The sequence below is a fragment of the Streptomyces sp. NPDC016309 genome (assembly GCF_043077235.1).
Taxonomy (GTDB): domain Bacteria; phylum Actinomycetota; class Actinomycetes; order Streptomycetales; family Streptomycetaceae; genus Streptomyces.
In genome coordinates, this window is the sequence record NZ_JBIBSG010000001.1 from 622166 (window position 1) to 647890 (window position 25725).

Here is a 25725-nt window from a genome sequence, read left to right on the forward strand (position 1 = left end):
GAAGCCCGGAGGGCCCCTAGGGGGTGTCGCCCGGCCCGGCCCCGGCCGCGCGGAGGAGCGCGGCCGTGGCGGCGGGGTCGTAGCCGGGGCCGACGCCGTCGATGAGGAGGACGTCGCCCTCCATGTGCCGGGTGCGGAGGGGGAGGAGCCGCTGGTAGGGCTCGGAGTCGTACCAGTCGCGCGCGTGGTCCAGGGAGGGGAAGCCGATGATGACGAGGGCGGAGCTCCACTCCCCCTCGCGGACCTCCCTGGCCGGGGCGCCGTGCACCAGGAAGCGGCCGCCGAAGGGGTCGAGGGTGTCCTGGATGCGCTCCATGTAGGTGAGGACCTCGTCGTCGAGCACGGCGACGGGTCGCAGGTTGGCTATGGCGTAGGCGGGCACGGGGTCCTCCTCATCGGTGCGGATGACCCCATCCTCCGGGTGTACGTCCCCGGGGTCGATGACCCCGGAGGTCATCGGACGGTCGCGGCGGCGGAGCGGTGACGAGGTTCGCCGGGGCGCGGGGGGACCGGGTACGCCGAAGGCGGCGGGCCTCCGTGGGGAGGACCGCCGCCTTCGGTGTGCGAGGGGGTCAGACGGCCGAGCCGGCCTTCCACTCCGCCCAGCTCATGTTCCAGCCGTTGAGGCCGTTGTCGGGGGCGATGGTCTTGTCCTTGGAGTTCTTGACGACGACCACGTCACCGACGATCGAGTTGTCGTAGAACCACGCGGCGGGCTGGCTCGGGTCGCCCGCGCCCTTGGCGTCGTTCAGGCCCACGCAGCCGTGGCTGGTGTTGACGTTGCCGAAGATGCTGTCGGAGCCCCAGTAGTTGCCGTGGATGAAGGTGCCCGACGTGGACAGCCGCATGGCGTGCGGCACGTCCTTGATGTCGTACTCGCCCTTGCCGTCCTTCTTGGTGAAGCCGACCGTCGAGCCGTCCATCCGGGTCTCCTTGAACTTCTCGGAGATGACCATCTGGCCGTTGTAGGTCGGGTTCTCGGGCGCGCCGGCGGAGATCGGGATGGTCTTGACCGTCTTGCCGTCCTGGGTGACCGTCATGGTCTTGGCGGCGGCGTCGACGGTGGAGACCTGGTTGCGGCCGATGGTGAAGGTGACGGTCTTCTGCTGGACGCCGAAGACGCCGTCGGAGCCCTCGACGCCGTCGAGGTCGAGCTTCAGCGTGACCTTGGAGCCCTCGGCCCAGTAGTTCTCGGGGCGGAAGTCCAGGCGCTGGCTGTTGAACCAGTGGCCGACGACCTCCTGGCCGCTGCTGGAGGACACGGTGATGCCGGACTGGACGGCCTTCTTGTCCGTGATCGGCTTGTTGAAGTTGATGGAGACGGGCATGCCGACGCCGACCGTGGAGCCTCCCTCGGGGGTGTAGTTCCCGATGAAGCTGTTCTCCTTCGACACGGTGGTGAAGGAGGAGTTCTCATGGGCCTCCCGGCCCTCGGAGTCCTTGGCGGTGACGGCGATCTTGTAGGTGGTGGCCCGCTCGAGCTGCTCGCCGGGGGTCCAGCTCTTGCCGTCGGCGGCCATCTCGCCCTTGATGGTCTTGCCGTCCGGGGAGGTCATGGTCACCTGCGTGAGCGTGCCCTCGCTGACGGTCACCTTGGCGTCGTCGTTGATGCCCGCGTTCTGCGCGCCGTTCTTCGGGGTGATCGTTATTCGGGCCTGGGAGGCGTCCTTGGCCGCCGCCGCGTCGACCTGGGACTGTGACGTCTTCGAGCCGTCGGAGGCGTCACCCTTGTCCTCACCGCCGCTGCAGCCGGTGAGCACCAGTACGCCGCCGAGCAGTGCGGACGCGGCCGTCAGGCCTTTGCGCCGCTTGCTGTCCGTCATCACACGCTTCTCCATCGTCGCCGAACCCCTGCCAACTGTCTCAACAACACCCATAACAACCCGTCCGGTTCCACATCAGGCATGGATGTGGGGAACACCACTGATCGACGCGTGAGGCGGGCCGCCGGTTCCCGATCCCCCCTGAGGTATACGGACGCCTGCCGGGCGGGCGCCCGGGCCCGCCCGCGCGACGGCGGTCCGGGACCCGGGGCGTGACGGAGGTCACACGTTACGGCCGTACCTCGTCGAAGTGGTCGTCCTCATCATCCTCCTCGTCCAGGTCCCACATCTCCGCGTCGGGGTCGTGGTCGACCTGTTCGCTGGTCCACGACGCCTGGGCGAGCCCGACGCCCGGCACCCGGTCGATCAGGTCCACCGGCTCCACGAGGTATGCGAGAGCTTCCGCTTCGTCTTCTCGTACCGCGGACCGGGCGTGTGTACGCTCCTCGTCCGGCATGAATTCGTCGGCCTCCACGCGCTCCAGCGCGGCTCCGGTGAGTTGATCGTCGTCGGTCACTTCCAGCAGCAGTTCCACCCGAAGGCGCACATACCGGGATGTCTCAGCAGGGCTCATATGACGGAGCGTAAGCCGCCGGGGCCCGCGACTTTCCTGCGACCCGCTGTGTTCATTAGCATCGGCGCAACCACCAATTCTCGGTTCCGCAAGGGGATCTGAATCTGTGTCCGTCGCACGTCGACCGCTGCTGACCGCCACCGCCGCCGGGACTCTGCTCTGTGCGCTGTGGTTCGTCCCTTCGGCCAACGCCACCGTCGAAACACCACCGGCGGAGCGGCACGGAACGAGAACGTCCGTCGTACCGGCCGCCGAGGGCCAGGACCTCGCGCTCGCCGACACCGGCGGCGTGGACACCACCCCGTACCTGATCGCGGGCACGGCCTTCCTGGGGATGGGCACGGGCCTGGTGGCCTTCGCCGTACGACGCGGGGCGCACACCGTCCTGTGACGGCGTGCGCCCCGCGCGTGGGTGTCATGCCCTGACCGGGCCCCTGGTCAGGCCAGCGGGCCGGTGACCTTCTCGACGGCCTCGACGAGCTTGCCCTCGCGGACGAACGCGTCGGCGGCGTCCAGGTCGGGGGCGAGGAAACGATCCGGCCCGGGGCCCTGGACGCCGGCCGCGCGCAGCGCCTCGATGGCGGCGCGGGAGGCGGGCGCCGGGGTGAGCCCCTCGCGCAGCTCGATGGCCCGGGTGGCGGCGTACAGCTCGACGGCGATGATCCGGCCCAGGTTGCCGACGGCGGTGCGCAGCTTGCGCGCGGCCGACCAGCCCATGGAGACGTGGTCCTCCTGCATGGCGGAGGACGGGATGGAGTCGGCGGACGCCGGGACGGCCAGCCGCTTCAGCTCGCTGACCAGGGCGGCCTGGGTGTACTGGGCGATCATCAGGCCCGAGTCGACGCCCGCGTCGTCGGCGAGGAAGGGCGGCAGGCCGTGCGAGCGGTTCTTGTCCAGCAGCCGGTCGGTGCGCCGCTCGGCGATGGAGCCGAGGTCGGCGGCGGCGATGGCCAGGAAGTCCAGGACGTAGGCGACCGGCGCGCCGTGGAAGTTGCCGTTGGACTCGACGCGGCCGTCGGGCAGGACGACCGGGTTGTCCACGGCCGAGGCGAGCTCGCGCTCGGCGACGAGCCGGGCGTGCGCCATGGTGTCGCGGCCCGCGCCGGCGACCTGGGGGGCGCAGCGCACGGAGTAGGCGTCCTGGACGCGCGGGGCCTCGTCCTGCTGGAAGTGGCCGGTGAGGCCGGAGCCCTGGAGCACGGCGAGCATGTTCGCGGCGGCGGCGCCCTGGCCGGGGTGCGGGCGGATGGCGTGCAGCTCGGGGGCGAGCACCTTCTGCGTGCCGAGGAGGGCCTCCAGCGACAGGGCGGCGGTGATGTCGGCGCTCTTGTAGAGCTTGTCGAGGTCCGCGAGGGCCATGACCAGCATGCCGAGCATGCCGTCGGTGCCGTTGAGGAGGGCGAGGCCCTCCTTCTCGCGCAGTTCGACGGGCTCGAGGCCGTGCTCGGCGAGCAGCTCGCCGGCGGGGCGGACGCGGCCGTCGGGGCCCTCGGCGTCACCCTCGCCCATCAGGGCGAGCGCGCAGTGGCTGAGCGGCGCGAGGTCGCCGGAGCAGCCGAGGGAGCCGTACTCGTGCACGACCGGGGTGATCCCGGCGTTGAGCAGGTCCGCCATGGCCTGGGCGACCTGGGGGCGGACGCCCGTGTGGCCGGAGCAGACGGTCTTCAGCCGCAGGAACATCAGGGCCCGCACGACCTCGCGCTCGACGGGCGCGCCCATGCCGGCGGCGTGCGAGCGCACGATGTTGCGCTGGAGCTGGGCGCGCAGCTCGGGGCTGATGTGCCGGGTGGCGAGCGCCCCGAAGCCGGTCGACACGCCGTAGACGGGCTCGGGCTTGGCGGCGAGGGCGTCGACGATCTCACGGGCCTTGGCGAGCGCGGCGAGCGCCTCCGGGGAGAGCTCGACACGGGCGTTGCCGCGGGCCACGGCGATGACGTCCTGAGCGGTGGTGCCGGACGTCCCCACCACGACTGTGTGCATATCCATATTCAGCAGCGTACGGACTGAATCCCAACGTGTCACTACCTCGGCCGCCAGGAGCCCCTTACGCCCCGTCAGGCCGCCGGGCCGGCCGGCGCGGGCGGCTCCCCGCGGGATTCGGGGGGAGCCTCCGCAGCGGGGACGTCGGCGGGTCCGGGGAGCAGGTTCGGCGGCGCGGGGGCGTCCCGGAAGCTGCGGCGGTCCCGGGCCGCCACCGGGGGGTGGTCCGCCAGGGCGATGACCGTACCGTCGCGGCCCGCCACCACCGGCTTGGGCGACCGGGCGGCCTTGGCCCGGTACTGGGCCGCGTCGGCCAGCCGGAACAGCCGGCGCGCGGACCGCACCGGCCCGATCGGGTCCCCGGTCGACGCCACCCCGCACGCCACGCCCTCGCCCAGCTCCAGATCACCGGCCCGTGCGCACAGCTCGTCCGCCGCGGCCACCACCTCGTCCGCCTCCGGCCCCACCGACACCAGGCAGAACTCGTCACCGCCCAGCCGCGCCGCCAGCGCGCCCGGCAGCATCGCCCCGCAGTACGACAGCACCGAACCGAACCGCTCCAGCAGCCGGTCCCCCACCGCGTGCCCATGGGTGTCGTTGACGCGCTTGAGGCCGTTCAGGTCGCACACCACCAGCGAGACCACCGTCCCGTCGGCCAGCGAGCGCTCGACCGCCTCGTCCAGCCGCATGTCGACCGCCCGGCGGTTGGCGAGCCCGGTGAGCGGGTCCGTGAAGGCCAGCTTGCGCACCTCCTCCAGCCGCTCGGTCTGCGCGATCCCGGCCGCGACCACCGAGGCGAGGACGGTCGCGAAGTCCGCGTCCCGCCGGTCGAACACCGGCGCCCCGGCCCGCCGGGCCACGTACAGCTCGCCCCAGGCCCGCCCGTGCATCACTATCGGCGCCACCACGCAGCAGCCCCGCCCGCGCCGCCGCAGCGCCGCCACCCGCCCGCGCAGCGCCGTGTACGCCGGGTCACCGGCCGCCTCCGGGCCCTCGGCCGTCTCGACCCAGGCATTCGGCTCCCCGCCGCCCGCCCACCGCTCGTGCAGGAACTCGGTGATCTCGGAGAACTGGTGCACCGGGTAGGTCTCGGCGTCGGGGAACTCCTCCTCGCCCGGCGCGCGCTCGCCCGCGTTCACCAGCACCTTGAGCCGGCCGAGATCGCGCTCCCACATCGAGAGCGCGGCGAACGTCCCGCCGAGCGCGTCACGCGCCCCCAGCGCGGCCGCCCGCCACGTCTCGCGCGGCGTGTGCGCCGACGCCATGGCCTGCGCGAGCGCCACTACAGCGCGTAGCCGGACATCCTCACCCATTCCTCAAGCTTAGGGAGCATCCACAACTTTTCACTCCCCGGGCCACTCCGGCTTCCGCTTCTCGTTGAACGCGGCCACGCCCTCGGCCCGGTCCCCGGAGAAGGCCACCGACCGCCACGCGGCGTCCTCGACCTCCAGGCCCGCCCGCAGGTCCAGCCCCTGCCCCAGCCGCATGGCCCGCTTGGCGGCCCGCAGCCCGACCGGCGAGTTCGCGGCGATCCGGGCGGCCAGCTCCAGGGCGCCGTCCCGTGCGTCGTCCACGAGCTGGTCCACCAGCCCCAGGGACACCGCCTCGGCCGCCGCCACGCGCCGGGCCGTGAACACCAGCTCCGCCGCCCTGGCCGCCCCGACCCGGCGCGGCAGGAGCTGCGTACCCCCGCCACCGGGGATCACGCCCACCGACACCTCGGGCAGCCCGACGACCGCGGTCGGGTCGGCGACGATCAGGTCGCAGGCGAGCGCCAGCTCGAACCCGCCGCCCAGGGCGAAGCCGTGCACGGCGGCGACCGTCGGCATCGGCAGCTCCAGCACCCCGGTGTAGGCGCCGCGCGCCACCGGGCGCTGGCGCACCAGCTCGGCGTCCGTGAAGGAGTTGCGCTCCTTGAGGTCGGCGCCGACGCAGAACGCCTTGTCGTTGGAGGAGGTCAGCACGGTGACCCGTACCGACGGGTCGGCGGCGAGCGCCTCGCATGCGGCCCCGAGGGAACGGGCCATCTCCGTGGAGACGGCGTTCATGGCCTTGGGCCGGTCGAGCACCAGCTCGGCGACGTGGTCGTGGTGACGAACGGCGACGAACTCACCGAAGCGCTGCTCGGACATGCGTGACACACCCTCCCGGTTAACGAACGTTAGCGACCGCTATCCGGGGATCTTAGGCTCCCGCCGCGTCAGCAGCCAGGGCTCGATCACCCCGAGCCCGCGCACCGGCCGCTGCCACATGGGCTGGAGCGCGAACCGGTACTTCGACGAGCCCGCCGGCGCCTCGCCCTCCTTCTCGGCGCGCGCCGCCTCCTCGGCCGCCCGCGCCTCCGACTCCGGAGCCTCGCCGGTGCGCGCCAGCTCCTCGGCGAACGCCCCGTCGACCAGGACCGCGTCCTTGGGCGCTATCGAGGTGAGCCGGCTCGCCAGATTCACCGTCGTACCGAAGACGTCGCCCATGCGGGTCGTGACGGTGCCGAAGGCGATGCCGACGCGCAGGGCGGGCATCGTCTCGTCGTGGGTGAGGGTCTCGATGAGCCGCAGCGCGATCTCGGCGGCCGTACCGGCGTCGTCGGCGGCGTACAGCACCTCGTCGCCGAGGGTCTTGATCAGCCGCCCGCCGTGCGCGGCCACCAGGTCGGCCGAGGTCGTCTCGAACGCCTCGACCAGCTCGCCGAGCTCCTCCTCCTCCAGCCGGCGGGTGAGCCGGGTGAACCCGACGAGGTCCGCGAAGCCGACCGCGAGGCGCCGGTCCACCATCTCCTCGTCGTCGGCGGCCTGCACCACCCGCCCGGTCGCCGCGGCGAGCTGCCGCCGCCACACGTACACCAGGAACTCCTGGAGCTCCGGCAGCAACAGCTCCACCAGGGGATACGTCACTTCGGTGCGGGTCATACCGGGCTCGGGCGGCTCGGTCAGGCCCTCCAGGAAGGAATCGATCTGCCATTCGGCCAGCCGGGCGGTGGTCTGGCCGGTGGACCGGGCCACCTGCACCGCCATCGGCTCGCTCAGCAGGCCCGCCTCGACCAGACCGGCCAGCCGCCGCAGCGCCAGCACGTCCGCCTCCGTCAGCGCCTTGGCCTGCCCGATGTCGGCGAAGCCCATGGCCCGCCAGAAGCGGGAGGCCAGGTCCATGGAGACACCGGCGGTGCGGGCCGCCTGGAAGGGCGTGTAGCGGCGGTCGGCGCCGAGGATGAGCTGTTCCAGCCGGATGGCCAGGGGGTCGTCGGTCGGCTCCGCCGTGTGGTCGACGACATGGTGGGGGGTGGGGTACTCCGCCCCGCTCGGCCCGGACCCGGACCCGTCCGAGTTCGCGTCGTCGACGGTCACCGGCCGCCTCCTGCCCGTTCCCTGCGCACTGTCCTGCCGATCTGTAGCTGGATCGTCGTCCACGATACGGCAGGTGTGCCCTGGCTCACGTCCCGGCGGCCGAGCGCGTTGGGGCCCGCCGCCCGCTTTCAGCCCACCGGGCGCAGGTGCACGACGTCGCCCGCGCCCACCGCCTCCCGTTCCGCGCCGGGCGGCGCCACCACCAGGCGGCCGTCGCCGTCGATGGCGACCGCCTCGCCGGTGAGGGCCCGCCCGCCCGGGAGTTCGGCGCGGACGGTGCGGCCGAGGGTGGCGCAGCCGGCCGCGTACGCCTCCTGGAGCCCGGAGGCCGCCGGGTCGCCGTCGGCGGCGGTCCACCGGCCGTACCAGTGCTCCAGGGAGCGCAGGACGGCGCGCAGCAGGGGGTCGCGGTCGGTGGAGACCGCGTCGGCGAGGAGGAGGGAACCGGCGGTGGGGACGGGCAGCTCGTCCTCGCGGAGCGTGACGTTCAGTCCGATGCCGACGACGACGCCGTCGTCCCCGGCGCGCTCGGCGAGGATGCCGCCGGCCTTCCGTTCCTCCTTGCCCGCGTCGCCGGCCACCGTGACCATCAGGTCGTTGGGCCATTTCAGTGCCATGTCCGCACCGGCGGCGCGGGCCAGGCCGGTGGCGGCGGCGACGCCGGTCAGCAGGGGGAGCCAGGCGAGGCGGCCGACCGGGACGCCGGGCTTGAGGAGGACGGAGAAGAACAGGCCGGAGCGCGCGGGGGCGGACCAGGTGCGGTCGAGCCGGCCCCGCCCCGCCGTCTGCTCCTCGGCCACCAGGACCGCGCCCTCGGGCAGGCCGGCGGCGCGGGTGGCGAGGTCGGAGTTGGTGGAGCCGGTGGCGCGGACGATGTCGAGCGAGGTCCACAGTCCGCCGGGCCGGAGCAGGGCGCGGCGGAGGGAGGGGGCGTTCAGGGGCGGTCGTTCGAGGTCCGACCACGGACTCGATGGACCATGTGAGGGCGTCATGCAAGCCAGCGTAGGTGTGGTAAACACCGCACTGCCGAACGGTATCGCCGCCGATACGCTACGGGTCAGTAGCCAACGAACCCGTGACCAGGCAGGGAGCCGCATCCCGATGTCCGAGCCGGCCAAGCCCCAAGAGCCCCAGAAGATCGACATCCATACGACCGCGGGCAAGCTCGCGGATCTGCAGCGCCGTATCGACGAGGCGACGCACGCGGGCTCCGAGCGCGCCGTCGAGAAGCAGCACGCGAAGGGCAAGTTGACGGCCCGGGAGCGCATCGCCCTGCTGCTGGACGAGGATTCCTTCGTCGAGCTGGACGAGTTCGCCCGGCACCGTTCCACCAGTTTCGGTCTGGAGAAGAACCGTCCGTACGGAGACGGTGTGGTCACCGGGTACGGCACGGTCGACGGCCGCCCGGTGGCGGTGTTCTCCCAGGACTTCACCGTCTTCGGCGGAGCCCTCGGCGAGGTGTTCGGGCAGAAGATCATCAAGGTGATGGACTTCGCCCTGAAGACGGGCTGCCCGGTGATCGGCATCAACGACTCCGGTGGCGCCCGCATCCAGGAGGGCGTCATGGCCCTCGGCATGTACGGCGAGATCTTCCGCCGCAACACCCATGCCTCGGGCGTGATCCCGCAGATCAGCCTGGTCGTGGGCCCGTGCGCGGGCGGGGCGGTCTACTCGCCCGCCATCACCGACTTCACGGTGATGGTCGACCAGACCTCGCACATGTTCATCACCGGTCCCGACGTCATCAAGACGGTGACCGGCGAGGACGTGGGCTTCGAGGAGCTGGGCGGCGCCCGGACGCACAACTCCACCTCGGGCGTGGCGCACCACATGGCCGGGGACGAGAAGGACGCGATCGAGTACGTCAAGTCGCTGCTGTCCTACCTGCCCTCGAACAACCTGTCCGAGGCGCCCGCCTTCCCGGAGGAGGCGGATCTCGCGCTGAGCGACGAGGACCGCGAGCTGGACGTCCTCATCCCGGACTCGGCGAACCAGCCGTACGACATGCACACCGTCATCGAGCACGTCCTGGACGAGGGCGAGTTCCTGGAGACGCAGGCGATGTTCGCGCCGAACATCGTCACCGGCTTCGGGCGGGTGGAGGGCTACCCGGTCGGCATCGTGGCCAACCAGCCGATGCAGTTCGCCGGCTGCCTGGACATCGACGCCTCCGAGAAGGCCGCCCGGTTCGTGCGCACCTGCGACGCGTTCAACGTCCCGGTCCTCACCTTCGTGGACGTACCGGGCTTCCTGCCGGGCGTGGGCCAGGAGCACGAGGGCATCATCCGGCGCGGCGCCAAGCTGATCTACGCGTACGCCGAGGCGACCGTCCCGCTGATCACGGTGATCACGCGCAAGGCGTTCGGCGGCGCGTACGACGTCATGGGCTCCAAGCACCTCGGCGCCGACCTCAACCTGGCCTGGCCGACCGCGCAGATCGCGGTGATGGGCGCGCAGGGCGCGGTGAACATCCTGCACCGCCGCACGATCGCCGAGGCCGCGGCCGAGGACGTCGAGGCGACCCGCGCGCGGCTGATCCAGGAGTACGAGGACGCCCTGCTCAACCCGTACACGGCGGCCGAGCGCGGCTACATCGACGCGGTGGTCATGCCGTCCGAGACGCGTACGCAGATCATCAAGGGCCTGCGTCAGCTCCGGACGAAGCGGGAAAACCTGCCCCCGAAGAAGCACGGCAACATCCCCCTCTAAGGAGCCCCCATGATCAAGGTTCTGCGGGGCAACCCGACCCCCGAGGAGCTGGCCGCCGCACTCGCGGTGGTGCGGGCGCGTGCCGCCGCGTCCGCCGCGGCGGCCTCCGGCGGCCCGGTGCCCGTCCCCGAGGGCTGGTCGGACCCGGCGAGGATCGCCCGGAGCCGCCGCCCGGAGCCGGGCCCCCGGTCCTGGACGCGGTCGTACTGGCCCGTGTGACGGTCACAGCAGGGCCACGACGGCCTCCGCCATGACGCGGTACCCCGCGTCGTCCGGGTGGAGGCCGTCGTCGTACGCGTACGCGGGGTTCAGCCGGTCCGGGTCGGCGGGGTCGGCCAGCAGCCGCCGCACGTCGAGGACCGCGTCGAACTCGCCGGACTCGCGCATCCAGTCGTTGACCTCGGCGCTGACCTTCGCGGCCCGCGGGCCCCAGTGGGTGGTGCCCTTGAACGGCGGCACGGTCGCGCCGACGATCCGCACGCCCCGGGCGTGGGCGGCCCGTACGAGGGTGCGGTACCCGCCGATCAGGTCGACGGCCGTCCGCACCGGGGCGGGCAGGTAGGTCGGCTGGTCGCGGGCCTCGCTGAAGCCGATGTCGTTGAGCCCCTGGAGCAGGACGACGGTACGGACGCCGGGCAGGTCGAGGGCGTCTCGGTGGAACCGGGCCGCGGAGCGCTCGCCGTACCAGGCGGAGTCGGCGAGCAGCAGGTTGCCGCCGATCCCGGCGTTGAGCACCGGGTGGCCGACGCGCTCGGCCAGGGCGTCGGACCAGCGGCGGTCCGCGTTCGGGGTGGAGCCGAAGCCGTCCGTGAGGGAGTCTCCGAACAGGACGACGCCCCCGGGCGCCGCCGCGGTGCGCACGTCGACGCCGGTCAGGTAGTACCAGGACTGCGTGATGGCCCCGGTGAACGGCTCGCCGGTGGTGTCCTCGCGGTGGTCGCCCTCGGCGCGGTACGTGTCGGTGAAGCCCTGGGCGTGGAAGGTGGCGGGGCCGGTGGTGCCGGCCAGGTGCAGGGTGACGGTCACCCGGTCCAGGCGCCCCACGGCCAGCGGGACGGCGTCGCTCTCGGCCTGGGCGTGCGCGGGTATGTCCACGGACGGCTCCCCGCCGAAGGTGACCCGCCGCGTGGTGCCCGGCCGGACGGCCGCGCCGGTGCCGGCGAGGGCGACGGTGGCGCCCGTGACGGCCAGCGGTGAGGTGCCGTACGCGTTCGACAGGCGGATCCGGAGCCGGTCGCCGGCGGCGGTGACGCGCACGACCTGGCGGACGGTGTGGCCGGAGAAGCCCTCCTGCGACCAGTTGGGGGTGAAGCCGGTGGAGGGAAGCTGGGGGGAGGCGGTCCAGGCGGCGGTCCAGTACATCGGCACTCCTCATGGGACTGGCGTTCCGTTAAGCTGGCTCCCCGACCGTAGCACCGTCGAACCGCTAAATGAAACGGGAGTCCCATTTGGAATCCGCGCCCGGCACCTCACCCGGCACCGTCCGCCCCGGCGGCCGCACCGCCAAGGTCCGTACCGCCGTGCTCCGCGCCACCGAGGAGGCCCTGGCCACCGAGGGTTTCCACGCGCTGAACATGGACCGGATCGCCGGCGACGCGGGCGTCGGCAAGACCACCGTCTACCGGCGCTGGGGCTCCCCCACCGGGCTGGTCGCCGACCTGCTGCGCGACATGGCCGAACGGTCCGTCCCCGCCTCGGACACCGGTTCGCTGGAGGAGGACCTGCGCGCCAACGCCGGTCTGGTGACCGGGACCCTCACCGACCCGCGCATGGGCCCCGTCTTCCGGGCCGTCATCGCGGCGGCGGCCTGCGACGAGGAGTGCGCCACCGCCCTGCGCGGCTTCTACGAGACCCGCCTCGGCACGTGGGCCGCCGCCGTCTCACGGGCCGTCGACCGCGGCGAGGCCCCGCCCGGCACCGACCCCGTCGAGGTCGTCCGCGCCGTCTCGGCGCCGCTCTACTACCGCTTCGCGGTCAGCCACGAGCCGCTCACGGCGGCCGACGGCGAGCGGGCGGCGGCCGCCGCGCTGGCCGCGACCCGCGCGGGGGTTTTCGCCCCGCGCCGGCCCGCCCCGGGCACCCCCGGCGCTTGAGTACGCGTACTCAGGCGCCGGGCGGGTCCCCGGCAGCAGGATCGGAGCATGCTGTGGTCCGACCCCGAGAACGAACCCCCCGAAGAGATGCGCGACATGCAGGCGATGCTGCGCCGCGCGGGGATCCTGCTGGCCCTCGCGATGGTGCTGGCGATGTTCGCGGTGGGCCTGCGCTGACCCCGGCACCCCGGGCCGGAACACCGGCCGCCGGGGCGTTTTCCGTACGATGGCGCCCATGACCGATGCTCGGCGCCGCCGCCTCGTCCTGGCCTCCCAGTCCCCCGCCCGCCTCAATCTGCTGCGCCAGGCCGGGCTCAGCCCCGAGGTGATCGTCAGCGGGGTCGACGAGGACAAATTCACCGCCCCCACCCCGGCCGAACTGGCACTCGCCCTCGCCGAGGCCAAGGCCGCCCACGTGGCCGCCAAGCCCGAGGCGAGCGGCGCGCTGGTGATCGGCTGCGACTCGGTGCTGGAACTGGACAAGCAGGCCCTGGGCAAGCCCGCCGACGCCGAGGAGGCCACCGCCCGCTGGAAGGCCATGCGCGGCCGCGCCGGCATCCTCCAGACCGGCCACTGCGTCTACGACACCACCGCCAAGCGGTACGCCTCCGCGACCGCCTCCACCCTGGTCCGGTTCGGCGACCCCACGGACGAGGAGATCGCGGCGTACGTCGCCAGCGGCGAACCCCTCCACGTGGCGGGCGCGTTCACCCTCGACGGCCGCTCGGCGCCCTTCATCGACGGCATCGACGGCGACCCCGGCAACGTCATCGGCCTGTCCCTGCCGCTGCTGCGCCGCCTGCTGGCCGAGCTGGGCGTCGCCATCACCGACCTGTGGGGCTGACCCGCCCCGCTCACGCCGGCGCGACGCCGCCCTCCCGCGCGGGCGGTGCGGCGTCCTCCGGCGGTACGGCCGGCTCGTCCTGCGGCGCGTAGAGCACCAGCGACGCCACCACCAGGGCGAGCACGACCATCAGGCAGGCGAACGCGGCCCAGCCGACCAGCCCCACGGCCACCGCGCCCAGCACCCCGTGCGTGATCGCACAGGAGATCAGCACGATCCGCACGGCCCGGCCCGGGGTGCGGTCGCGCACCCCGAGGAGCACCAACAGCACCCCGCACAGCGCCACGTACGCCCCGAACACCGCGCCCATCACCCAGATCGCCGTGACCATCAGGTCCGGGTCGAGACCGTCCAGCGACATCCGCTGACCGCCCATGACCTCGGCGAGCACCATGTGCAACAGCACCAGTCCCACCGCCTCCAGGACCAGCACGATCCCGGCCGCCAGCGCTATCGGTCTGCGGGCCACCATGGGCGCTCCCCTGCCTGTTACCTGCCCCGACGAGTCCGTACGAACGACAGCGCGCAGGCTACTGACTGGTAAACGTAGGGACAAGGGTTCTGACCGGGCGGCAAAGAATCATTCGGCCATTCGTAGGGACTCCACAAAGAAACGGGATACCGCGCTGGCCGGGAAGACAGAGACCTAGACCACACCCCAGGGTTACTGTTCCGTCAAGAAGCCCTGCGTAACGTGGTGCGACAAGGGATTTCACGACTCCACTACGCCTCGAATCACGCTCCGTGTGGGCAAGCTCACCATTGGGGATGGGTCGAAAGGCCGTGTCGGCAGTCCCTAAACTCAGCTTGTTTCAAGGAGGGAGCCATCGTGCGCAAGGTGCTCATCGCCAACCGTGGCGAAATCGCTGTCCGTGTCGCCCGTGCCTGCCGGGACGCCGGGATCGCAAGCGTAGCCGTCTACGCCGATCCGGACCGGGACGCCCTGCACGTCCGTGCGGCCGACGAGGCGTTCGCCCTGGGCGGTGACACCCCGGCCGCCAGCTACCTGGACATGGCCAAGGTGCTCCAGGCCGCCGCCGACTCCGGTGCGGACGCCATCCATCCTGGTTACGGATTCCTCTCCGAGAACGCGGAGTTCGCCCAGGCCGTCATCGACGCGGGTCTGACCTGGATCGGCCCGCCGCCCCAGGCGATCCGCGATCTGGGTGACAAGGTCGCCGCCCGTCACATCGCCCAGCGCGCCGGTGCGCCGCTGGTCGCGGGCACGCCCGACCCGGTGTCCGGCGCCGAGGAGGTCGTCGCGTTCGCCGAGCAGCACGGCCTGCCGATCGCCATCAAGGCCGCCTTCGGCGGTGGCGGCCGCGGCCTGAAGGTCGCCCGCACCCTCGAAGAGGTGCCGGAGCTGTACGACTCCGCCGTGCGCGAGGCCGTCGCCGCCTTCGGCCGCGGCGAGTGCTTCGTCGAGCGCTACCTCGACAAGCCGCGGCACGTGGAGACCCAGTGCCTGGCCGACAAGCACGGCAACGTCGTCGTCGTGTCGACGCGTGACTGCTCGCTCCAGCGCCGCCACCAGAAGCTGGTGGAGGAGGCCCCGGCCCCGTTCCTCTCCGAGGCACAGAACGCCGAGCTGTACCGGGCGTCCAAAGCCATCCTGAAGGAGGCCGGCTACGTCGGCGCCGGCACCGTGGAGTTCCTCGTCGGCATGGACGGCACGATCTCCTTCCTGGAGGTCAACACCCGTCTCCAGGTCGAGCACCCGGTGACCGAGGAGGTCACCGGCATCGACCTCGTACGGGAGATGTTCCGCATCGCCGACGGCGAGGAGCTCGGCTACGACGACCCGCCGGTGCGCGGCCACTCGTTCGAGTTCCGCATCAACGGCGAGGACCCGGGCCGCAACTTCCTGCCCGCCCCCGGCACCGTCACCACCTTCGCGCCGCCCAGCGGCCCGGGTGTGCGCCTGGACGCGGGCGTGGAGTCCGGCAGCGTCATCGGCCCCGCGTGGGACTCCCTGCTCGCCAAGCTCGTCATCACGGGCGCCACCCGTGAGCAGGCCCTCCAGCGGGCCGCCCGGGCGCTGGAGGAGTTCCAGGTCGAGGGCATGGCCACGGCCATCCCCTTCCACCGCGCGGTCGTCGTCGACCCGGCGTTCACCTCGGACCCGTTCCGCGTCCACACCCGCTGGATCGAGACCGAGTTCGTCAACGAGATCAAGCCGTTCGCCGCCCCGGCCGAGGCCGACGCGGACGAGGAGCCCGGCCGTGAGACCGTCGTCGTCGAGGTCGGCGGCAAGCGCCTGGAGGTCTCGCTGCCGTCCTCGCTGGGCATGAGCCTGGCCCGCACAGGCCTCGCCGCGGGCGCCAAGCCCAAGCGCCGGGCCACCAAGAAGGCCGGCTCGGCCGCCTCCGGCGACACCCTCGCCTCTCCGATGCAGGGCACGATCGTCAAGGTCGCGGTCGAGGAGGGCCAGCAGGTCAACGAGGGCGACCTCATCGTCGTGCTGGAAGCGATGAAGATGGAGCAGCCGCTCAACGCGCACCGCTCGGGCACCGTCAAGGGCCTGTCGGCGGAGGTCGGCGCGTCGGTGACGTCCGGCGCCGCGATCTGCGAGATCAAGGACTGACACGCCACACCCGAGGGGCCCGCCGGCACATGCCCGGCGGGCCCCTCGCCATGTGCACGATGGCATCCTGGAAGAAGCAGGCACGGGGGCCGGGGACAGCGGCGGGGCCGCGAGGGAGGACGGCGCGATGGCGACGAGCACGGCGACGGACGGGACGGCGGCGGACCGGGCGCCGGGCGCGCCGCGCCCCATGCGTGCCGACGCCCGCCGCAACTACGAGCGGCTGCTGGGCGAGGCGCGGGCGGCCTTCGCGGAGCACGGCACCGACGCGTCGCTGGAGGACGTGGCGCGCCGCGCCGGGGTCGGGATCGGCACCCTGTACCGGCACTTCCCCAACCGGCACGCGCTGATGAACGCCGTCTTCCAGGAGGCGCTCCAGGCCCTACTGGAGCGGTCGCACGACCTGGCCGGCTCCGAGCGGCCGTGCGCGGCGCTCGTGGAGTGGCTGCGCGCCATCGTCACGCACGCGGGTGAGTACCGGGGCCTCGCCCGCGCGCTCATGTCGGCCTCGCACGACGCGACTTCGGCGCTCTCCCAGTGCAGCACGCCCCTGCGCACGGCGGGCGAGCGGCTGCTGGTGCGCGCCCAGGAGGCCGGAGCGGTACGGGCGGACGTGTCGATCGGCGACCTGATGCAGCTCACCAACGCGATCGCCCTGGCCGCCGAGCAGTCCCCGGACGACCCCGAGCTGGCCGACCGGCTCCTGACGCTGACACTGCGAGGCCTCAGGGCGTGACCCCGTGCGCCCCGCCCCGGTGACCCGCGCGGCTCCGGTGGAGCCGTGGCGCCGGGGGGGTTCCGTGGCGCCGGTGGCCCGCGCGGCTCCAGTGCCCCGTGGCGCCGGGGGTTCCGTGGCGCCGGGTGGCGCCGTGGGCCGCGGCGCCCGGCCGTGCCGTACGGCGCGCGCCGGCGGGGCGGCCCGGTACCGGGCCGGGGCGTCAGCGGCGGCGCAGGTCCGCCACCCGCGCCCCGCGCTCCGGGGGCTGGCCGTCCGCCAGGGAGGCGCTGCGCAACTGCGGTCCGCCCGGGTGGCGCCCGCCCCGCTGGCCCGGCAGCGGAACGTCCCTGCGGCCCTGACGGCCGGGCGGCGCGGCGCCCTCCGTCCCGGAAGCGCCGGGTGCCGGGCCGGCCACGGTGATCTGGACGCCCTGGTCCGCGAGCGCCTGGAGCTCGGTGCCCGCCCGGTCGTCGTGGACCGGCGGCTCGTCGGTGACCAGCCGGGTGATCAGGTCCGTCGGCACCGTCTGGAACATGGTGTCCGTACCGAGCTTGGTGTGGTCGGCCAGCACGACGACCTCCGCCGCCGCCTGCACCAGCGCCCGGTCGACGCTCGCGGAGAGCATGTTCGACGTGGACAGGCCCCGCTCGGCGGTGAGGCCGCTCCCGGACAGGAACGCCCGTGAGACGCGCAGCCCCTGGAGGGACTGCTCGGCCCCGCTGCCCACCAGCGCGTAGTTGGAGCCGCGCAGGGTGCCGCCGGTCATGACGACCTCCACCCGGTTGGCGTGGGCGAGCGCCTGGGCGACGAGCAGCGAGTTGGTGACGACGGTCAGCCCGGGCACGCGGGCCAGCCGGCGGGCCAGCTCCTGGGTGGTCGTGCCCGCCCCGACCACGATGGCCTCGCCCTCTTCGACGAGTCCGGCGGCCACGTCGGCGATGGCCGTCTTCTCGGCGGTCGCGAGATGGGATTTCTGCGGGAAGCCGGATTCTCGCGTAAAACCGCCCGGCAGCACCGCACCGCCGTGCCGGCGGTCGAGGAGTCCTTCTGCCTCCAGTGCCCGCACGTCACGCCGTACGGTCACTTCGGAGGTCTGGACGACGCGGGCGAGCTCCCGGAGCGATACCGCCCCGTTGGCACGCACCATTTCAAGGATCAACTGACGACGTTCTGCAGCGAACACGAAACTGACAGTAACGCCAGCGACCGTTTCTTTGCAGCGGTATGCGCCTATTACGCGAAGTTGCGAACAGACGGGCCCGCCAAGTGGTATAGGCGGGCCCGTCCGGGAACGTTCCTTGATTGATCGATGTCCCGACTTGCCGGGGGTTGCCGGGTGTTGTCCTCCCCCGGCGACGGGCTACGCCTCGGCGGTCGTCTTCCGGGTGTGCAACTGTCGTGCCACCTCGGCGATCGAGCCCGACAGGGACGGGTACACCGTGAAGGCGTTTGCGATCTGTTCGACCGTCAGGTTGTTGTCGACCGCGATCGAGATGGGGTGGATGAGCTCGCTGGCGCGCGGTGCGACGACACAGCCGCCCACCACGATGCCGGTGCCCGGACGACAGAAGATCTTGACGAAGCCGTCCCGGATGCCCTGCATCTTGGCGCGCGGGTTGCGCAGCAGCGGCAGCTTCACGCTGCGCGCGTCGATCTTGCCCGCGTCGACGTCCGCCTGGGTGTAACCGACCGTGGCGATCTCCGGGTCGGTGAAGACGTTCGACGACACGGTCTTCAGGTTCAGCGGCGTGACCGCGTCCCCGAGGAAGTGGTACATCGCGATGCGGCCCTGCATGGCGGCGACCGACGCCAGGGCGAAGACGCCCGTGACGTCACCGGCCGCGTACACGCCCGGCGCCGAGGTGCGGGAGACCTTGTCGGTCCAGATGTGGCCGGAGTCCTTGAGCCGTACGCCGGCCTCCTCCAGCCCCATCCCGGCGGTGTTCGGGATGGCGCCGACGGCCATCAGGCAGTGCGTGCCGGAGATGACCCGTCCGTCGGCGAGCGTCACCTCGACCCGGTCGCCCACCCGCTTGGCGGACTGCGCCCGCGAGCGCGCCATCACGTTCATCCCCCGGCGCCGGAAGACGTCCTCCAGCACGGCCGCCGCGTCCGGGTCCTCGCCGGGCAGCACCCGGTCGCGCGACGAGACCAGCGTGACCCGGGAGCCCAGCGCCTGGTAGGCGCCGGCGAACTCGGCACCGGTGACACCCGAACCGACCACGATGAGCTCCTCGGGGAGCTCGTCCAGGTCGTAGACCTGCGTCCAGTTGAGGATGCGCTCGCCGTCCGGGAGGGCGTCGGGGATCTCGCGCGGGTGACCGCCGGTGGCGATCAGCACGGCGTCGGCGGTGAGCGTCTCCTCGCTGCCGTCGGCGGCGGTCACGACCACCTGGCGGGAGCCGTCCACGGCCTGGCGGCCGTCGAGCCGGCCCCGGCCGCGCAGCACCCGCGCGCCCGCGCGGGTCACCGACGCGGTGATGTCGTGCGACTGGGCGAGCGCGAGCCGCTTCACCCGTCGGTTGACCTTGCCGAGGTCGACGCCCACGATCCGGGCGGCCTGCTCGATGTGCGGGGTGTCGTCCGCGACGATGATGCCGAGCTCCTCGTGCGAGGAGTCGAAGGTGGTCATCACCTCGGCCGTGGCGATCAGGGTCTTGGACGGCACGCAGTCGGTCAGGACGGACGCTCCGCCGAGGCCGTCGGTGTCGACGACGGTCACCTCCGCGCCGAGCTGGGCGCCCACCAGGGCCGCCTCGTATCCGCCGGGTCCGCCACCGATGATCACGATCCGGGTCACTGGGGTCACGCCTCGCGCTCTCGTCACGGCAGGGATGCAAGTACGCCCCCCATTGTCCCGCACGGTCCGGGCGGCTTCCCGCCGGGGCCCTCCATCGGGAAACAGCGCTCACCCCCGGCCCTCCCGTACCCTCGATCCCATGTCGCTCTACGCCGCGTACGCCGGCAACCTCGACGCGCGGCTGATGACCCGCCGCGCCCCGCATTCCCCGCTGCGCGGTACGGGCTGGCTCAACGGCTGGCGGCTGACGTTCGGCGGCGAGCAGATGGGCTGGGAGGGCGCGCTGGCCACCATCGTGGAGGCGCCGCGTTCCCAGGTGTTCGTCGCCCTGTACGACATCGCCCCGATGGACGAGGACTCCATGGACCGCTGGGAGGGTGTCGGCCTCGACATCTACCGGCGCATGCGGGTGCGGGTCCACACCCTGGACGGCGAGGAACCCGCCTGGGTGTACGTGCTCAACGGGTACGAGGGCGGCCTGCCGTCCGCCCGCTACCTGGGCGAGATCGCCGACGCGGCCGAATCGGCCGGCGCGCCCCACGACTACGTGATGGAGCTGCGCAAGCGGCCCTGCTGAGCCATCTTGTCGGAAACGACAAGACAACGATCCGAGGTCCGTGGGCATCGTCATCTACGCGCGTAGGCAACTTCGGGCTACGCTCTTGTGCGTACTGCTTTCTTCCGGGGCCGGCCCCCGGACCCCCGGTCCTCGCGAGGTCCGGGGCGACTGTTACTTCGCGAGGCGAGAGACTCTGTGAACGCAACTGCCACCCCGGACCACCTCCAGGGCGACCCCTACGCCGCCGCCGCCGACGCCGCCGCGCGCCTGCGCGAGCTGACCGGTGCCGAGACCCACGACGTCGCCCTGGTGATGGGCTCCGGCTGGGCGCCGGCCGTCGACGCGCTCGGCGCCCCGGACGCCGAGTTCCCGGTCACGGAGCTGCCCGGCTTCCCGCCCCCGGCCGTCGAGGGCCACGGCGGCAAGATCCGCTCGTACAGCATCGGCGACAAGCGCGCGCTGGTCTTCCTGGGCCGTACGCACTACTACGAGGGCCGTGGCGTCGCCGCCGTCGCCCACGGTGTGCGCACCGCCGTCGCCGCCGGCTGCAAGACCGTCGTGCTGACCAACGGCTGCGGCGGCCTCCGCGAGGGCATGCGCCCCGGCCAGCCGGTCCTCATCAGCGACCACCTCAACCTGACGGCCGCCTCGCCCATCGTCGGCGCCAACTTCGTGGACCTCACCGACCTCTACTCGCCGCGCCTGCGCGCGCTGTGCAAGGAGGTCGACGAGACCCTCGAAGAGGGCGTGTACGTGCAGTTCCCCGGCCCGCACTACGAGACCCCGGCCGAGATCAACATGGTCCGCGTCCTCGGCGGCGACCTGGTCGGCATGTCGACCGTCCTGGAGGCCATCGCGGCCCGTGAGGCGGGCGCGGAGGTCCTCGGCATCTCCCTGGTCACCAACCTGGCGGCGGGGCTCTCGGGCGAGCCGCTGAACCACGAGGAGGTCCTCCAGGCGGGCCGCGACTCCGCCGCGCGCATGGGTGAGCTCCTGACCCGGGTCCTGTCCCGCATCTGACCCGCCCCGGGAGCCCCGCTCCCGCGAACGCCGGCCCGCCGGCGGGCCCGGGCCTCCCGGTCGCCCGCCGGGCGAGGCGTGCCCGCGCCCCGCACAGCGCACCCACTGGCGTGAGGGTGGCGGGGCCCCCGCCACCGGCGTGAGGGTGGCGGGGCCCCCGCCACCGGCGCGGGCCCGCGACCAGGCCCGTACGGGGCACCCCGACGCGGCACCGGTCGGCAAAGGGCCGGGAACCGGGACGGAGGCCCCCCGCCGGGGTACGGCACGTACCGCAGACCAGACATCCAGAGAGGCAGACACCGTGCAGCAGAACCTCATCGCGCAGGCGAAGGCGTGGCTCGCCGAGGATCCGGATCCCGAGACGCGCGACGAGCTCGCCGCGCTCATCGAGGGCGGGGACCTCGACGAGCTCGCCGCCCGGTTCGGCGGCACGCTCCAGTTCGGCACGGCCGGGCTGCGCGGCGAGCTGGGCGCCGGGCCGATGCGGATGAACCGTTCCGTCGTCATCCGGGCCGCCGCCGGGCTGGCCGCGTACCTCAAGGCCGAGGGGCACACCGACGGCCTGGTCGTGATCGGCTTCGACGCCCGCTACAAGTCGGCCGACTTCGCCCGGGACACCGCCGCCGTCATGGTCGGCGCCGGCCTCCGCGCCGCCGTCCTGCCGCGTCCGCTGCCGACGCCCGTCCTGGCGTACGCCATAAGGCACCTGGGTGCCGTCGCCGGCGTCGAGGTGACCGCGAGCCACAACCCGCCGCGGGACAACGGCTACAAGGTGTACCTGGGCGACGGTTCGCAGATCGTGCCGCCCGCCGACACCGGCATCGCCGCCGAGATCGCGGCGATCGCGAGCCTCGACGACGTCCCGCGTGCCGAGGGCGGCTGGGAAACGCTCGGGGACGAGGTCCTCCAGGCCTACCTGGAGCGTACGGACGCCGTCCTGTCCCCCGGCTCCCCCCGGACCGCGAACGTCGTCTACACGGCCATGCACGGCGTCGGCAAGGACGTCGTCCTGGCGGCCTGGGAGCGGGCCGGTTTCCCGGCGCCGGCGCTGGTGGCGGAGCAGGCGGAGCCGGACCCGGCCTTCCCGACCGTCGCCTTCCCCAACCCCGAGGAGCCGGGCGCGATGGACCTCGCGTTCGCCCGGGCGCGGGAGGTCCGGCCGGACATCGTCATCGCCAACGACCCGGACGCCGACCGCTGCGCCGTCGCCGTCCCGCACGAGGGCGACTGGCGGATGCTGCGCGGCGACGAGGTCGGCGCGCTGCTCGCCGCCCACCTGGTCCGCAAGGGCGTGACCGGCACCTTCGCCGAGTCGATCGTGTCCTCCAGCCTCCTCGGCCGCATCGCCGGGGCGGCCGGCTTGCCGTACGAGGAGACCCTGACCGGCTTCAAGTGGATCGCCCGCGTCGAGGGCCTGGCCTACGGCTACGAGGAGGCGCTGGGCTACTGCGTCGACCCCGGGGGCGTGCGGGACAAGGACGGCATCACGGCGGCGCTGCTGGTCGCCGAGCTGGCCTCGGTACTCAAGGAGGAGGGCCGCACCCTCACCGACCTGCTGGACGACCTGGCCGTGGAGCACGGGCTGCACGCCACGGACCAGCTCTCGGTCCGCGTGGAGGACCTGAGCGTCATCGCGAACGCCATGCGCCGGCTGCGCGAGCAGCCGCCGGCGGCGCTCGCCGGGCTGACGGTGACGTCCGCCGAGGACCTGACGAAGGGCACCGACCGGCTGCCCCCCACCGACGGCCTCCGGTACCACCTGGACGGCGCCTTCCAGGCGCGCGTCATCGTCCGCCCCAGCGGCACCGAGCCCAAGCTGAAGTGCTACCTGGAGGTCGTCGTCCCGGTCGCCGGGGCCGGCGAGCTGCCGGGAGCGCGGGCGAAGGGCGACGAGCTCCTGGCCGCGATCAAGCGGGACCTGGCGGCGGCGGCCGGTATCTGACCGCCCCCGTCACCCCTGGGCGGCACCCGTTCGGGTGGAACCCGTACGGCACTTGACGCAGGGGCCCGGTGGGGCCGGGGGTCACCGAGCAGGGTGACCCCCGGTACCGAAGCCGAGCCCCTGGAGCGCCATCGTGCCGCCGTCGGTGATCACCCCGCGCCCGACCGTCCCCGCGTCGCGCCGGCCCCCCTCCCCGCCGGAGGGGGGCGGCGTCCGGGCGCGGACCGCCCGCTCACTGCGGTACGCGGCGCCCGCGCTGCTCGGGTACCTGACGGTCCGGCTCCTCGGGCTGCTGGTCCTGGCCCGGTGGGCGCACCTGAAGGGGCACGGGGTGTGGCCGGCGCTCGCCACCTCGTGGGACTCCCGCTGGTACCTGGGCATCGCCGACCACGGGTACCAGGACCACCTGGGCACCGCCTACGACGCCAACAACCTGGCGTTCTTCCCGCTCTACCCCGGGGTGGTCAAGGCGGTCGCCGGGGTCACGCCCGGCTCGCGCGCCTCGGTGGCGCTGGTCCTGGCGGTGGTGTGCTCGCTGGCCGCCGCGTGGGGCGTGTTCGCGGTCGGCGAGCGGCTCGGCGGACGCCGCGCCGGTACCGTGCTCGCCGTCCTGTGGGGCGCCTCGCCGGTCGGGGTCGTCGCCTGGATGGGGTACACCGAGTCGCTGTTCACGGCGCTCGCCGCCTGGGCGCTGTACGCGGTGCTGACCGGCCGCTGGTACGCGGCGGCCGCCCTCACGGTGCTGGCCGGACTGACCCGCCCGACCGGGATCGCGCTCGCCGCCGCCGTGACGGTGACCGGGCTGGCGGTGGCGGCCCGCACGCGCGCGTGGCCCCCGTTCCTCGCCGCGCTGACCGCCCCGCTGGGCTGGCTGGGGTACGTGGCGTGGGTGGGCGTCCGGCTGGGCCGCTGGGACGGGTACTTCGCCGTGCAGCGGCTGTGGCGCAACACCTGGGACGGCGGCGCGGGCACGCTGCGCGAGATGCGCGAGCTGCTGGCGTACGACCGCACGCCCCAGCTTTTCCTGGTGGCCGTGTCGGCGGTGCTGGTGGCCTCGGTGGCGCTGTACGCGCTGTGCGTGGCGGACCGGCAGCCGCTGCCGCTCCTGGTGTTCTGCGGAGCGCTGCTGGTGGTGGTGCTGGGCAGCGGCGGGGTCTACTTCCCGCGTGCCCGTTTCCTGCTGCCGGGGTTCCCGCTGCTGCTGCCGCTCGCCGTGGCGGTGGGCCGGGCCCGGGCGATCGTGGCGTGCCTGGTACTGGGGGCCGCGGTGCTGTCGTCGGCGTGGCTGGGCGCCTACATGCTGCTGGTGTGGCCGGGCCCGCCGTGAGGCCCGCCGTGACTCCCGCCGTGAGGCTCAGGCGGCCAGGGCGACCACGAGGAGGAGCAGTCCGGCGAGCGCGGGCGCGATGATCTCGTAGGCCCAGCGGACGTGCGGATCGCCCTGGGCGGTCGGTCGCGACGCGGACCGCTCGGCCAGGTCGCGCAGATCGGCGATGGTCGCGTCGGCCCGGGCCGTCCCGCTCGCCCCGGCGGTGCCGTCCCGGTCGGCGCGGGGTGCGTCGCCGGCGCCGGAACCGGCCCGTAGCCCGCCACTGAGCAGGCCGCCCCCGAGCCCGGTGCCGGGGCGGTCCTGGCGCCTGGCGGCCCGCTTGCGCTCGCGCAGCGAGACGGGCACCGCCCATAGCTGGTAGACGGTGCCGTCCCGGGTGACGACCTCGCTGGAATAGCCCGCGCGGACGTCCGCGACCGCCGCCCAGGGCACGCTGATCGTCCGGAACGGGTTGCGGACGCGCAGGCGGTCGTCGTTGGCGTACACCACGGGCCGGAAGGTGAAGGCGACGATCAGCGGCACGGCCAGCAGCAGCCCGGCGGCCGCGATCCAGCGCACCCGGCCCTCGCCGGTCGCCAGCGCGTCACCGCCGATCCAGGCGGCGAAGCCGAGCAGCAGCAGACCGCCCAGGATCCCCATGGTCGAGCGGAAGGACCGGTCGGCGTACTCGGTCGGCTGGGGGGTCGTCATGCGGCCGATTCTGCCTCACGGCCCGGGGCGTCACACGACCAGATCGGCGTACACGATGATGTTGTCCGGCCGGTGGCCGTCCACGAGCTCCCCGCCGCAGGTGATCAGCCGCAGTTCGGGGCGGTCGGTGTCGCCGTAGACCTTCCGCGTCGGGAAGGCCTCCTTGTCCACCTGCTCCAGTTCCGTCACACGGAACACGGCGGTGGTGCCGTCGGCTCGCCGGACGGTGATCGTGTCGCCGGTGCGGATCCTGGCGACGTCCTTGAGCACGGCCGGGCCCTCGGCGGTGTCGAAGTGGCCGATCAGCACGGCCGGACCGGTCTCGCCGGGCGTGACGCCCTTGTCGTACCAGCCGATCCTGTCCGCCTGGGCGACGGAGGGTACCTCGACGGTGCCGTCGGCGGCGAGGCCCAGGCGCAGTACGGGCCCGGTGTCGACGCCCGCGGCGGGGACCTCGACCCGGACCGGCTCGGACCGGGGCATCGGGGCGGCGGCGGCCCCCGGGGGCGCGGTCGCGGGCCGGACGTGGGCGGGCGGCGCGGAGGGGGCGGACGGGGTGGCCGCGGGGCCGTCCGCCCCGGCGCCGCAGCCGGCGAGCGCGGCCGGGACGGTCAGGGCGAGGAGGACGGCGGCGAGCCGGTGTCTCACGGGGGGCTCCTGGGAACGGGTGCGGCGGGCCGCCGCGTGGGGTGTGCGCGGCGGCCCGCCTCGGGGATGG

26 protein-coding genes are annotated in these 25725 nt (G+C 73.3%); 12 read left to right on the forward strand and 14 right to left on the reverse strand.

Going from position 1 to position 25725, the window contains the following annotated elements:
• Positions 1 to 16: 16 nt before the first annotated feature.
• From ACF068_RS02795 to ACF068_RS02805, 3 genes are all read right to left on the reverse strand, one after another.
• Complete coding sequence (locus tag ACF068_RS02795) at positions 17 to 382, reverse strand: DUF1330 domain-containing protein (RefSeq protein ID WP_392272345.1); 366 nt, start codon at positions 380 to 382, stop codon at positions 17 to 19.
• A gap of 190 nt (positions 383 to 572) precedes the next feature.
• On the reverse strand, positions 573 to 1838 hold the full coding sequence (locus tag ACF068_RS02800; RefSeq protein ID WP_392272346.1) for an Ig-like domain-containing protein: 1266 nt from the start codon (positions 1836 to 1838) through the stop codon (positions 573 to 575).
• A 214-nt stretch (positions 1839 to 2052) separates the two neighbouring features.
• The gene (locus ACF068_RS02805) at positions 2053 to 2397 is read right to left on the reverse strand and encodes a hypothetical protein (protein WP_392272347.1); all 345 of its coding nucleotides are present in this window, start codon (positions 2395 to 2397) and stop codon (positions 2053 to 2055) included.
• Positions 2398 to 2503: 106 nt separating this feature from the next.
• On the opposite strand from ACF068_RS02805, the gene ACF068_RS02810 reads away from it, so the two are divergent.
• Positions 2504 to 2788, forward strand: coding sequence for a hypothetical protein (locus ACF068_RS02810; RefSeq protein WP_392272348.1), 285 nt, complete (start codon positions 2504 to 2506; stop codon positions 2786 to 2788).
• 47 nt (positions 2789 to 2835) lie between these two features.
• Here the strand turns inward: ACF068_RS02810 and hutH are convergent, their stop codons facing one another.
• The 5 genes from hutH to ACF068_RS02835 form a co-directional block, all read right to left on the reverse strand.
• Positions 2836 to 4377 carry a histidine ammonia-lyase gene (gene hutH, locus ACF068_RS02815; RefSeq protein WP_392272681.1) on the reverse strand — a complete coding sequence of 514 codons (1542 nt, stop codon included), beginning with the start codon at positions 4375 to 4377 and terminating at the stop codon, positions 2836 to 2838.
• 74 nt (positions 4378 to 4451) lie between these two features.
• Complete coding sequence (locus ACF068_RS02820; RefSeq protein ID WP_392272349.1) at positions 4452 to 5690, reverse strand: diguanylate cyclase domain-containing protein; 1239 nt, start codon at positions 5688 to 5690, stop codon at positions 4452 to 4454.
• Between the two features lie 30 nt (positions 5691 to 5720).
• A complete protein-coding gene (locus ACF068_RS02825; protein ID WP_392272350.1) occupies positions 5721 to 6509 on the reverse strand; it encodes an enoyl-CoA hydratase/isomerase family protein in 789 nt (262 codons plus the stop codon).
• A gap of 39 nt (positions 6510 to 6548) precedes the next feature.
• Positions 6549 to 7718, reverse strand: a complete 1170-nt coding sequence (locus ACF068_RS02830; RefSeq protein ID WP_392272351.1) for an adenylate/guanylate cyclase domain-containing protein — start codon at positions 7716 to 7718, stop codon at positions 6549 to 6551.
• Positions 7719 to 7846: 128 nt separating this feature from the next.
• Positions 7847 to 8710, reverse strand: a complete 864-nt coding sequence (locus ACF068_RS02835) for a biotin--[acetyl-CoA-carboxylase] ligase (RefSeq protein WP_392272352.1) — start codon at positions 8708 to 8710, stop codon at positions 7847 to 7849.
• Between the two features lie 109 nt (positions 8711 to 8819).
• Here ACF068_RS02835 and ACF068_RS02840 point away from each other — a divergent pair, with 109 nt between their 5' ends.
• Together ACF068_RS02840 and ACF068_RS02845 are read left to right on the forward strand one after the other, a co-directional pair.
• Positions 8820 to 10427: an acyl-CoA carboxylase subunit beta gene (locus ACF068_RS02840; protein ID WP_392272353.1), complete on the forward strand. Its 1608-nt coding sequence runs from the start codon at positions 8820 to 8822 to the stop codon at positions 10425 to 10427.
• Between the two features lie 9 nt (positions 10428 to 10436).
• Positions 10437 to 10646, forward strand: a complete 210-nt coding sequence (locus tag ACF068_RS02845; RefSeq protein ID WP_392272354.1) for an acyl-CoA carboxylase epsilon subunit — start codon at positions 10437 to 10439, stop codon at positions 10644 to 10646.
• Positions 10647 to 10649: 3 nt separating this feature from the next.
• Here the strand turns inward: ACF068_RS02845 and ACF068_RS02850 are convergent, their stop codons facing one another.
• On the reverse strand, positions 10650 to 11789 hold the full coding sequence (locus ACF068_RS02850; RefSeq protein ID WP_392272355.1) for an SGNH/GDSL hydrolase family protein: 1140 nt from the start codon (positions 11787 to 11789) through the stop codon (positions 10650 to 10652).
• A gap of 68 nt (positions 11790 to 11857) precedes the next feature.
• On the opposite strand from ACF068_RS02850, the gene ACF068_RS02855 reads away from it, so the two are divergent.
• Genes ACF068_RS02855 through ACF068_RS02865 form a run of 3 tightly spaced genes read left to right on the forward strand, consistent with a single transcriptional unit; the run spans position 11858 to position 13364 of the window.
• Entirely contained in the window at positions 11858 to 12520 is a 663-nt protein-coding gene (locus ACF068_RS02855) for a TetR/AcrR family transcriptional regulator (RefSeq protein WP_392272356.1), read from the forward strand.
• A 48-nt stretch (positions 12521 to 12568) separates the two neighbouring features.
• The gene (gene mmpB, locus ACF068_RS02860) at positions 12569 to 12697 is read left to right on the forward strand and encodes a morphogenic membrane protein MmpB (RefSeq protein WP_392272357.1); all 129 of its coding nucleotides are present in this window, start codon (positions 12569 to 12571) and stop codon (positions 12695 to 12697) included.
• Between the two features lie 58 nt (positions 12698 to 12755).
• Positions 12756 to 13364: a Maf family protein gene (locus ACF068_RS02865; protein ID WP_392272358.1), complete on the forward strand. Its 609-nt coding sequence runs from the start codon at positions 12756 to 12758 to the stop codon at positions 13362 to 13364.
• Positions 13365 to 13374: 10 nt separating this feature from the next.
• Here the strand turns inward: ACF068_RS02865 and ACF068_RS02870 are convergent, their stop codons facing one another.
• Positions 13375 to 13836, reverse strand: coding sequence for a hypothetical protein (locus ACF068_RS02870; RefSeq protein ID WP_392272359.1), 462 nt, complete (start codon positions 13834 to 13836; stop codon positions 13375 to 13377).
• Between the two features lie 357 nt (positions 13837 to 14193).
• Here ACF068_RS02870 and ACF068_RS02875 point away from each other — a divergent pair, with 357 nt between their 5' ends.
• Together ACF068_RS02875 and ACF068_RS02880 are read left to right on the forward strand one after the other, a co-directional pair.
• Positions 14194 to 15948 (forward strand): acetyl/propionyl/methylcrotonyl-CoA carboxylase subunit alpha, encoded by a 1755-nt coding sequence (locus ACF068_RS02875; protein ID WP_392272360.1) that lies wholly within the window; start codon positions 14194 to 14196, stop codon positions 15946 to 15948.
• A gap of 127 nt (positions 15949 to 16075) precedes the next feature.
• Complete coding sequence (locus ACF068_RS02880; protein ID WP_392272361.1) at positions 16076 to 16684, forward strand: TetR/AcrR family transcriptional regulator; 609 nt, start codon at positions 16076 to 16078, stop codon at positions 16682 to 16684.
• A gap of 202 nt (positions 16685 to 16886) precedes the next feature.
• Here the strand turns inward: ACF068_RS02880 and ACF068_RS02885 are convergent, their stop codons facing one another.
• Positions 16887 to 17849: a DeoR/GlpR family DNA-binding transcription regulator gene (locus tag ACF068_RS02885; RefSeq protein WP_392272362.1), complete on the reverse strand. Its 963-nt coding sequence runs from the start codon at positions 17847 to 17849 to the stop codon at positions 16887 to 16889.
• A gap of 177 nt (positions 17850 to 18026) precedes the next feature.
• A complete protein-coding gene (locus ACF068_RS02890; RefSeq protein ID WP_392272682.1) occupies positions 18027 to 19466 on the reverse strand; it encodes an NAD(P)H-quinone dehydrogenase in 1440 nt (479 codons plus the stop codon).
• Between the two features lie 139 nt (positions 19467 to 19605).
• On the opposite strand from ACF068_RS02890, the gene ACF068_RS02895 reads away from it, so the two are divergent.
• The 4 genes from ACF068_RS02895 to ACF068_RS02910 all read left to right on the forward strand — a co-directional run bounded on the left by ACF068_RS02895 (position 19606) and on the right by ACF068_RS02910 (position 24314).
• Positions 19606 to 20043 (forward strand): gamma-glutamylcyclotransferase, encoded by a 438-nt coding sequence (locus ACF068_RS02895; protein ID WP_071965776.1) that lies wholly within the window; start codon positions 19606 to 19608, stop codon positions 20041 to 20043.
• Positions 20044 to 20220: 177 nt separating this feature from the next.
• Positions 20221 to 21045: a purine-nucleoside phosphorylase gene (locus tag ACF068_RS02900; protein WP_392272363.1), complete on the forward strand. Its 825-nt coding sequence runs from the start codon at positions 20221 to 20223 to the stop codon at positions 21043 to 21045.
• A 301-nt stretch (positions 21046 to 21346) separates the two neighbouring features.
• Positions 21347 to 22987, forward strand: coding sequence for a phospho-sugar mutase (locus tag ACF068_RS02905; RefSeq protein ID WP_392272364.1), 1641 nt, complete (start codon positions 21347 to 21349; stop codon positions 22985 to 22987).
• 133 nt (positions 22988 to 23120) lie between these two features.
• Positions 23121 to 24314, forward strand: coding sequence for a hypothetical protein (locus ACF068_RS02910; RefSeq protein WP_392272365.1), 1194 nt, complete (start codon positions 23121 to 23123; stop codon positions 24312 to 24314).
• A 27-nt stretch (positions 24315 to 24341) separates the two neighbouring features.
• Here ACF068_RS02910 and ACF068_RS02915 read toward each other — a convergent pair whose 3' ends face one another.
• Together ACF068_RS02915 and ACF068_RS02920 are read right to left on the reverse strand one after the other, a co-directional pair.
• A complete protein-coding gene (locus tag ACF068_RS02915) occupies positions 24342 to 25007 on the reverse strand; it encodes a PH domain-containing protein (RefSeq protein ID WP_392272366.1) in 666 nt (221 codons plus the stop codon).
• A gap of 30 nt (positions 25008 to 25037) precedes the next feature.
• Positions 25038 to 25655 carry a class F sortase gene (locus tag ACF068_RS02920; RefSeq protein WP_392272367.1) on the reverse strand — a complete coding sequence of 206 codons (618 nt, stop codon included), beginning with the start codon at positions 25653 to 25655 and terminating at the stop codon, positions 25038 to 25040.
• Positions 25656 to 25725 lie beyond the last annotated feature (70 nt).

What these genes read in the sequence shown, in the direction of transcription:
- ACF068_RS02800 (WP_392272346.1), bottom strand. Translation starts at nt 1,838, where the DNA reads ATGGAGAAGCGTGTGATGACGGACAGCAAGCGGCGCAAAGGCCTGACG.
- ACF068_RS02805 (WP_392272347.1), bottom strand. Translation starts at nt 2,397, where the DNA reads ATGAGCCCTGCTGAGACATCCCGGTATGTGCGCCTTCGGGTGGAACTG.
- hutH (WP_392272681.1), bottom strand. Translation starts at nt 4,377, where the DNA reads ATGCACACAGTCGTGGTGGGGACGTCCGGCACCACCGCTCAGGACGTC.
- ACF068_RS02820 (WP_392272349.1), bottom strand. Translation starts at nt 5,690, where the DNA reads ATGGGTGAGGATGTCCGGCTACGCGCTGTAGTGGCGCTCGCGCAGGCC.
- ACF068_RS02825 (WP_392272350.1), bottom strand. Translation starts at nt 6,509, where the DNA reads ATGTCCGAGCAGCGCTTCGGTGAGTTCGTCGCCGTTCGTCACCACGAC.
- ACF068_RS02835 (WP_392272352.1), bottom strand. Translation starts at nt 8,710, where the DNA reads ATGACGCCCTCACATGGTCCATCGAGTCCGTGGTCGGACCTCGAACGA.
- ACF068_RS02840 (WP_392272353.1), top strand. Translation starts at nt 8,820, where the DNA reads ATGTCCGAGCCGGCCAAGCCCCAAGAGCCCCAGAAGATCGACATCCAT.
- ACF068_RS02845 (WP_392272354.1), top strand. Translation starts at nt 10,437, where the DNA reads ATGATCAAGGTTCTGCGGGGCAACCCGACCCCCGAGGAGCTGGCCGCC.
- ACF068_RS02850 (WP_392272355.1), bottom strand. Translation starts at nt 11,789, where the DNA reads ATGTACTGGACCGCCGCCTGGACCGCCTCCCCCCAGCTTCCCTCCACC.
- ACF068_RS02855 (WP_392272356.1), top strand. Translation starts at nt 11,858, where the DNA reads ATGAAACGGGAGTCCCATTTGGAATCCGCGCCCGGCACCTCACCCGGC.
- mmpB (WP_392272357.1), top strand. Translation starts at nt 12,569, where the DNA reads ATGCTGTGGTCCGACCCCGAGAACGAACCCCCCGAAGAGATGCGCGAC.
- ACF068_RS02865 (WP_392272358.1), top strand. Translation starts at nt 12,756, where the DNA reads ATGACCGATGCTCGGCGCCGCCGCCTCGTCCTGGCCTCCCAGTCCCCC.
- ACF068_RS02870 (WP_392272359.1), bottom strand. Translation starts at nt 13,836, where the DNA reads ATGGTGGCCCGCAGACCGATAGCGCTGGCGGCCGGGATCGTGCTGGTC.
- ACF068_RS02880 (WP_392272361.1), top strand. Translation starts at nt 16,076, where the DNA reads ATGGCGACGAGCACGGCGACGGACGGGACGGCGGCGGACCGGGCGCCG.
- ACF068_RS02895 (WP_071965776.1), top strand. Translation starts at nt 19,606, where the DNA reads ATGTCGCTCTACGCCGCGTACGCCGGCAACCTCGACGCGCGGCTGATG.
- ACF068_RS02915 (WP_392272366.1), bottom strand. Translation starts at nt 25,007, where the DNA reads ATGACGACCCCCCAGCCGACCGAGTACGCCGACCGGTCCTTCCGCTCG.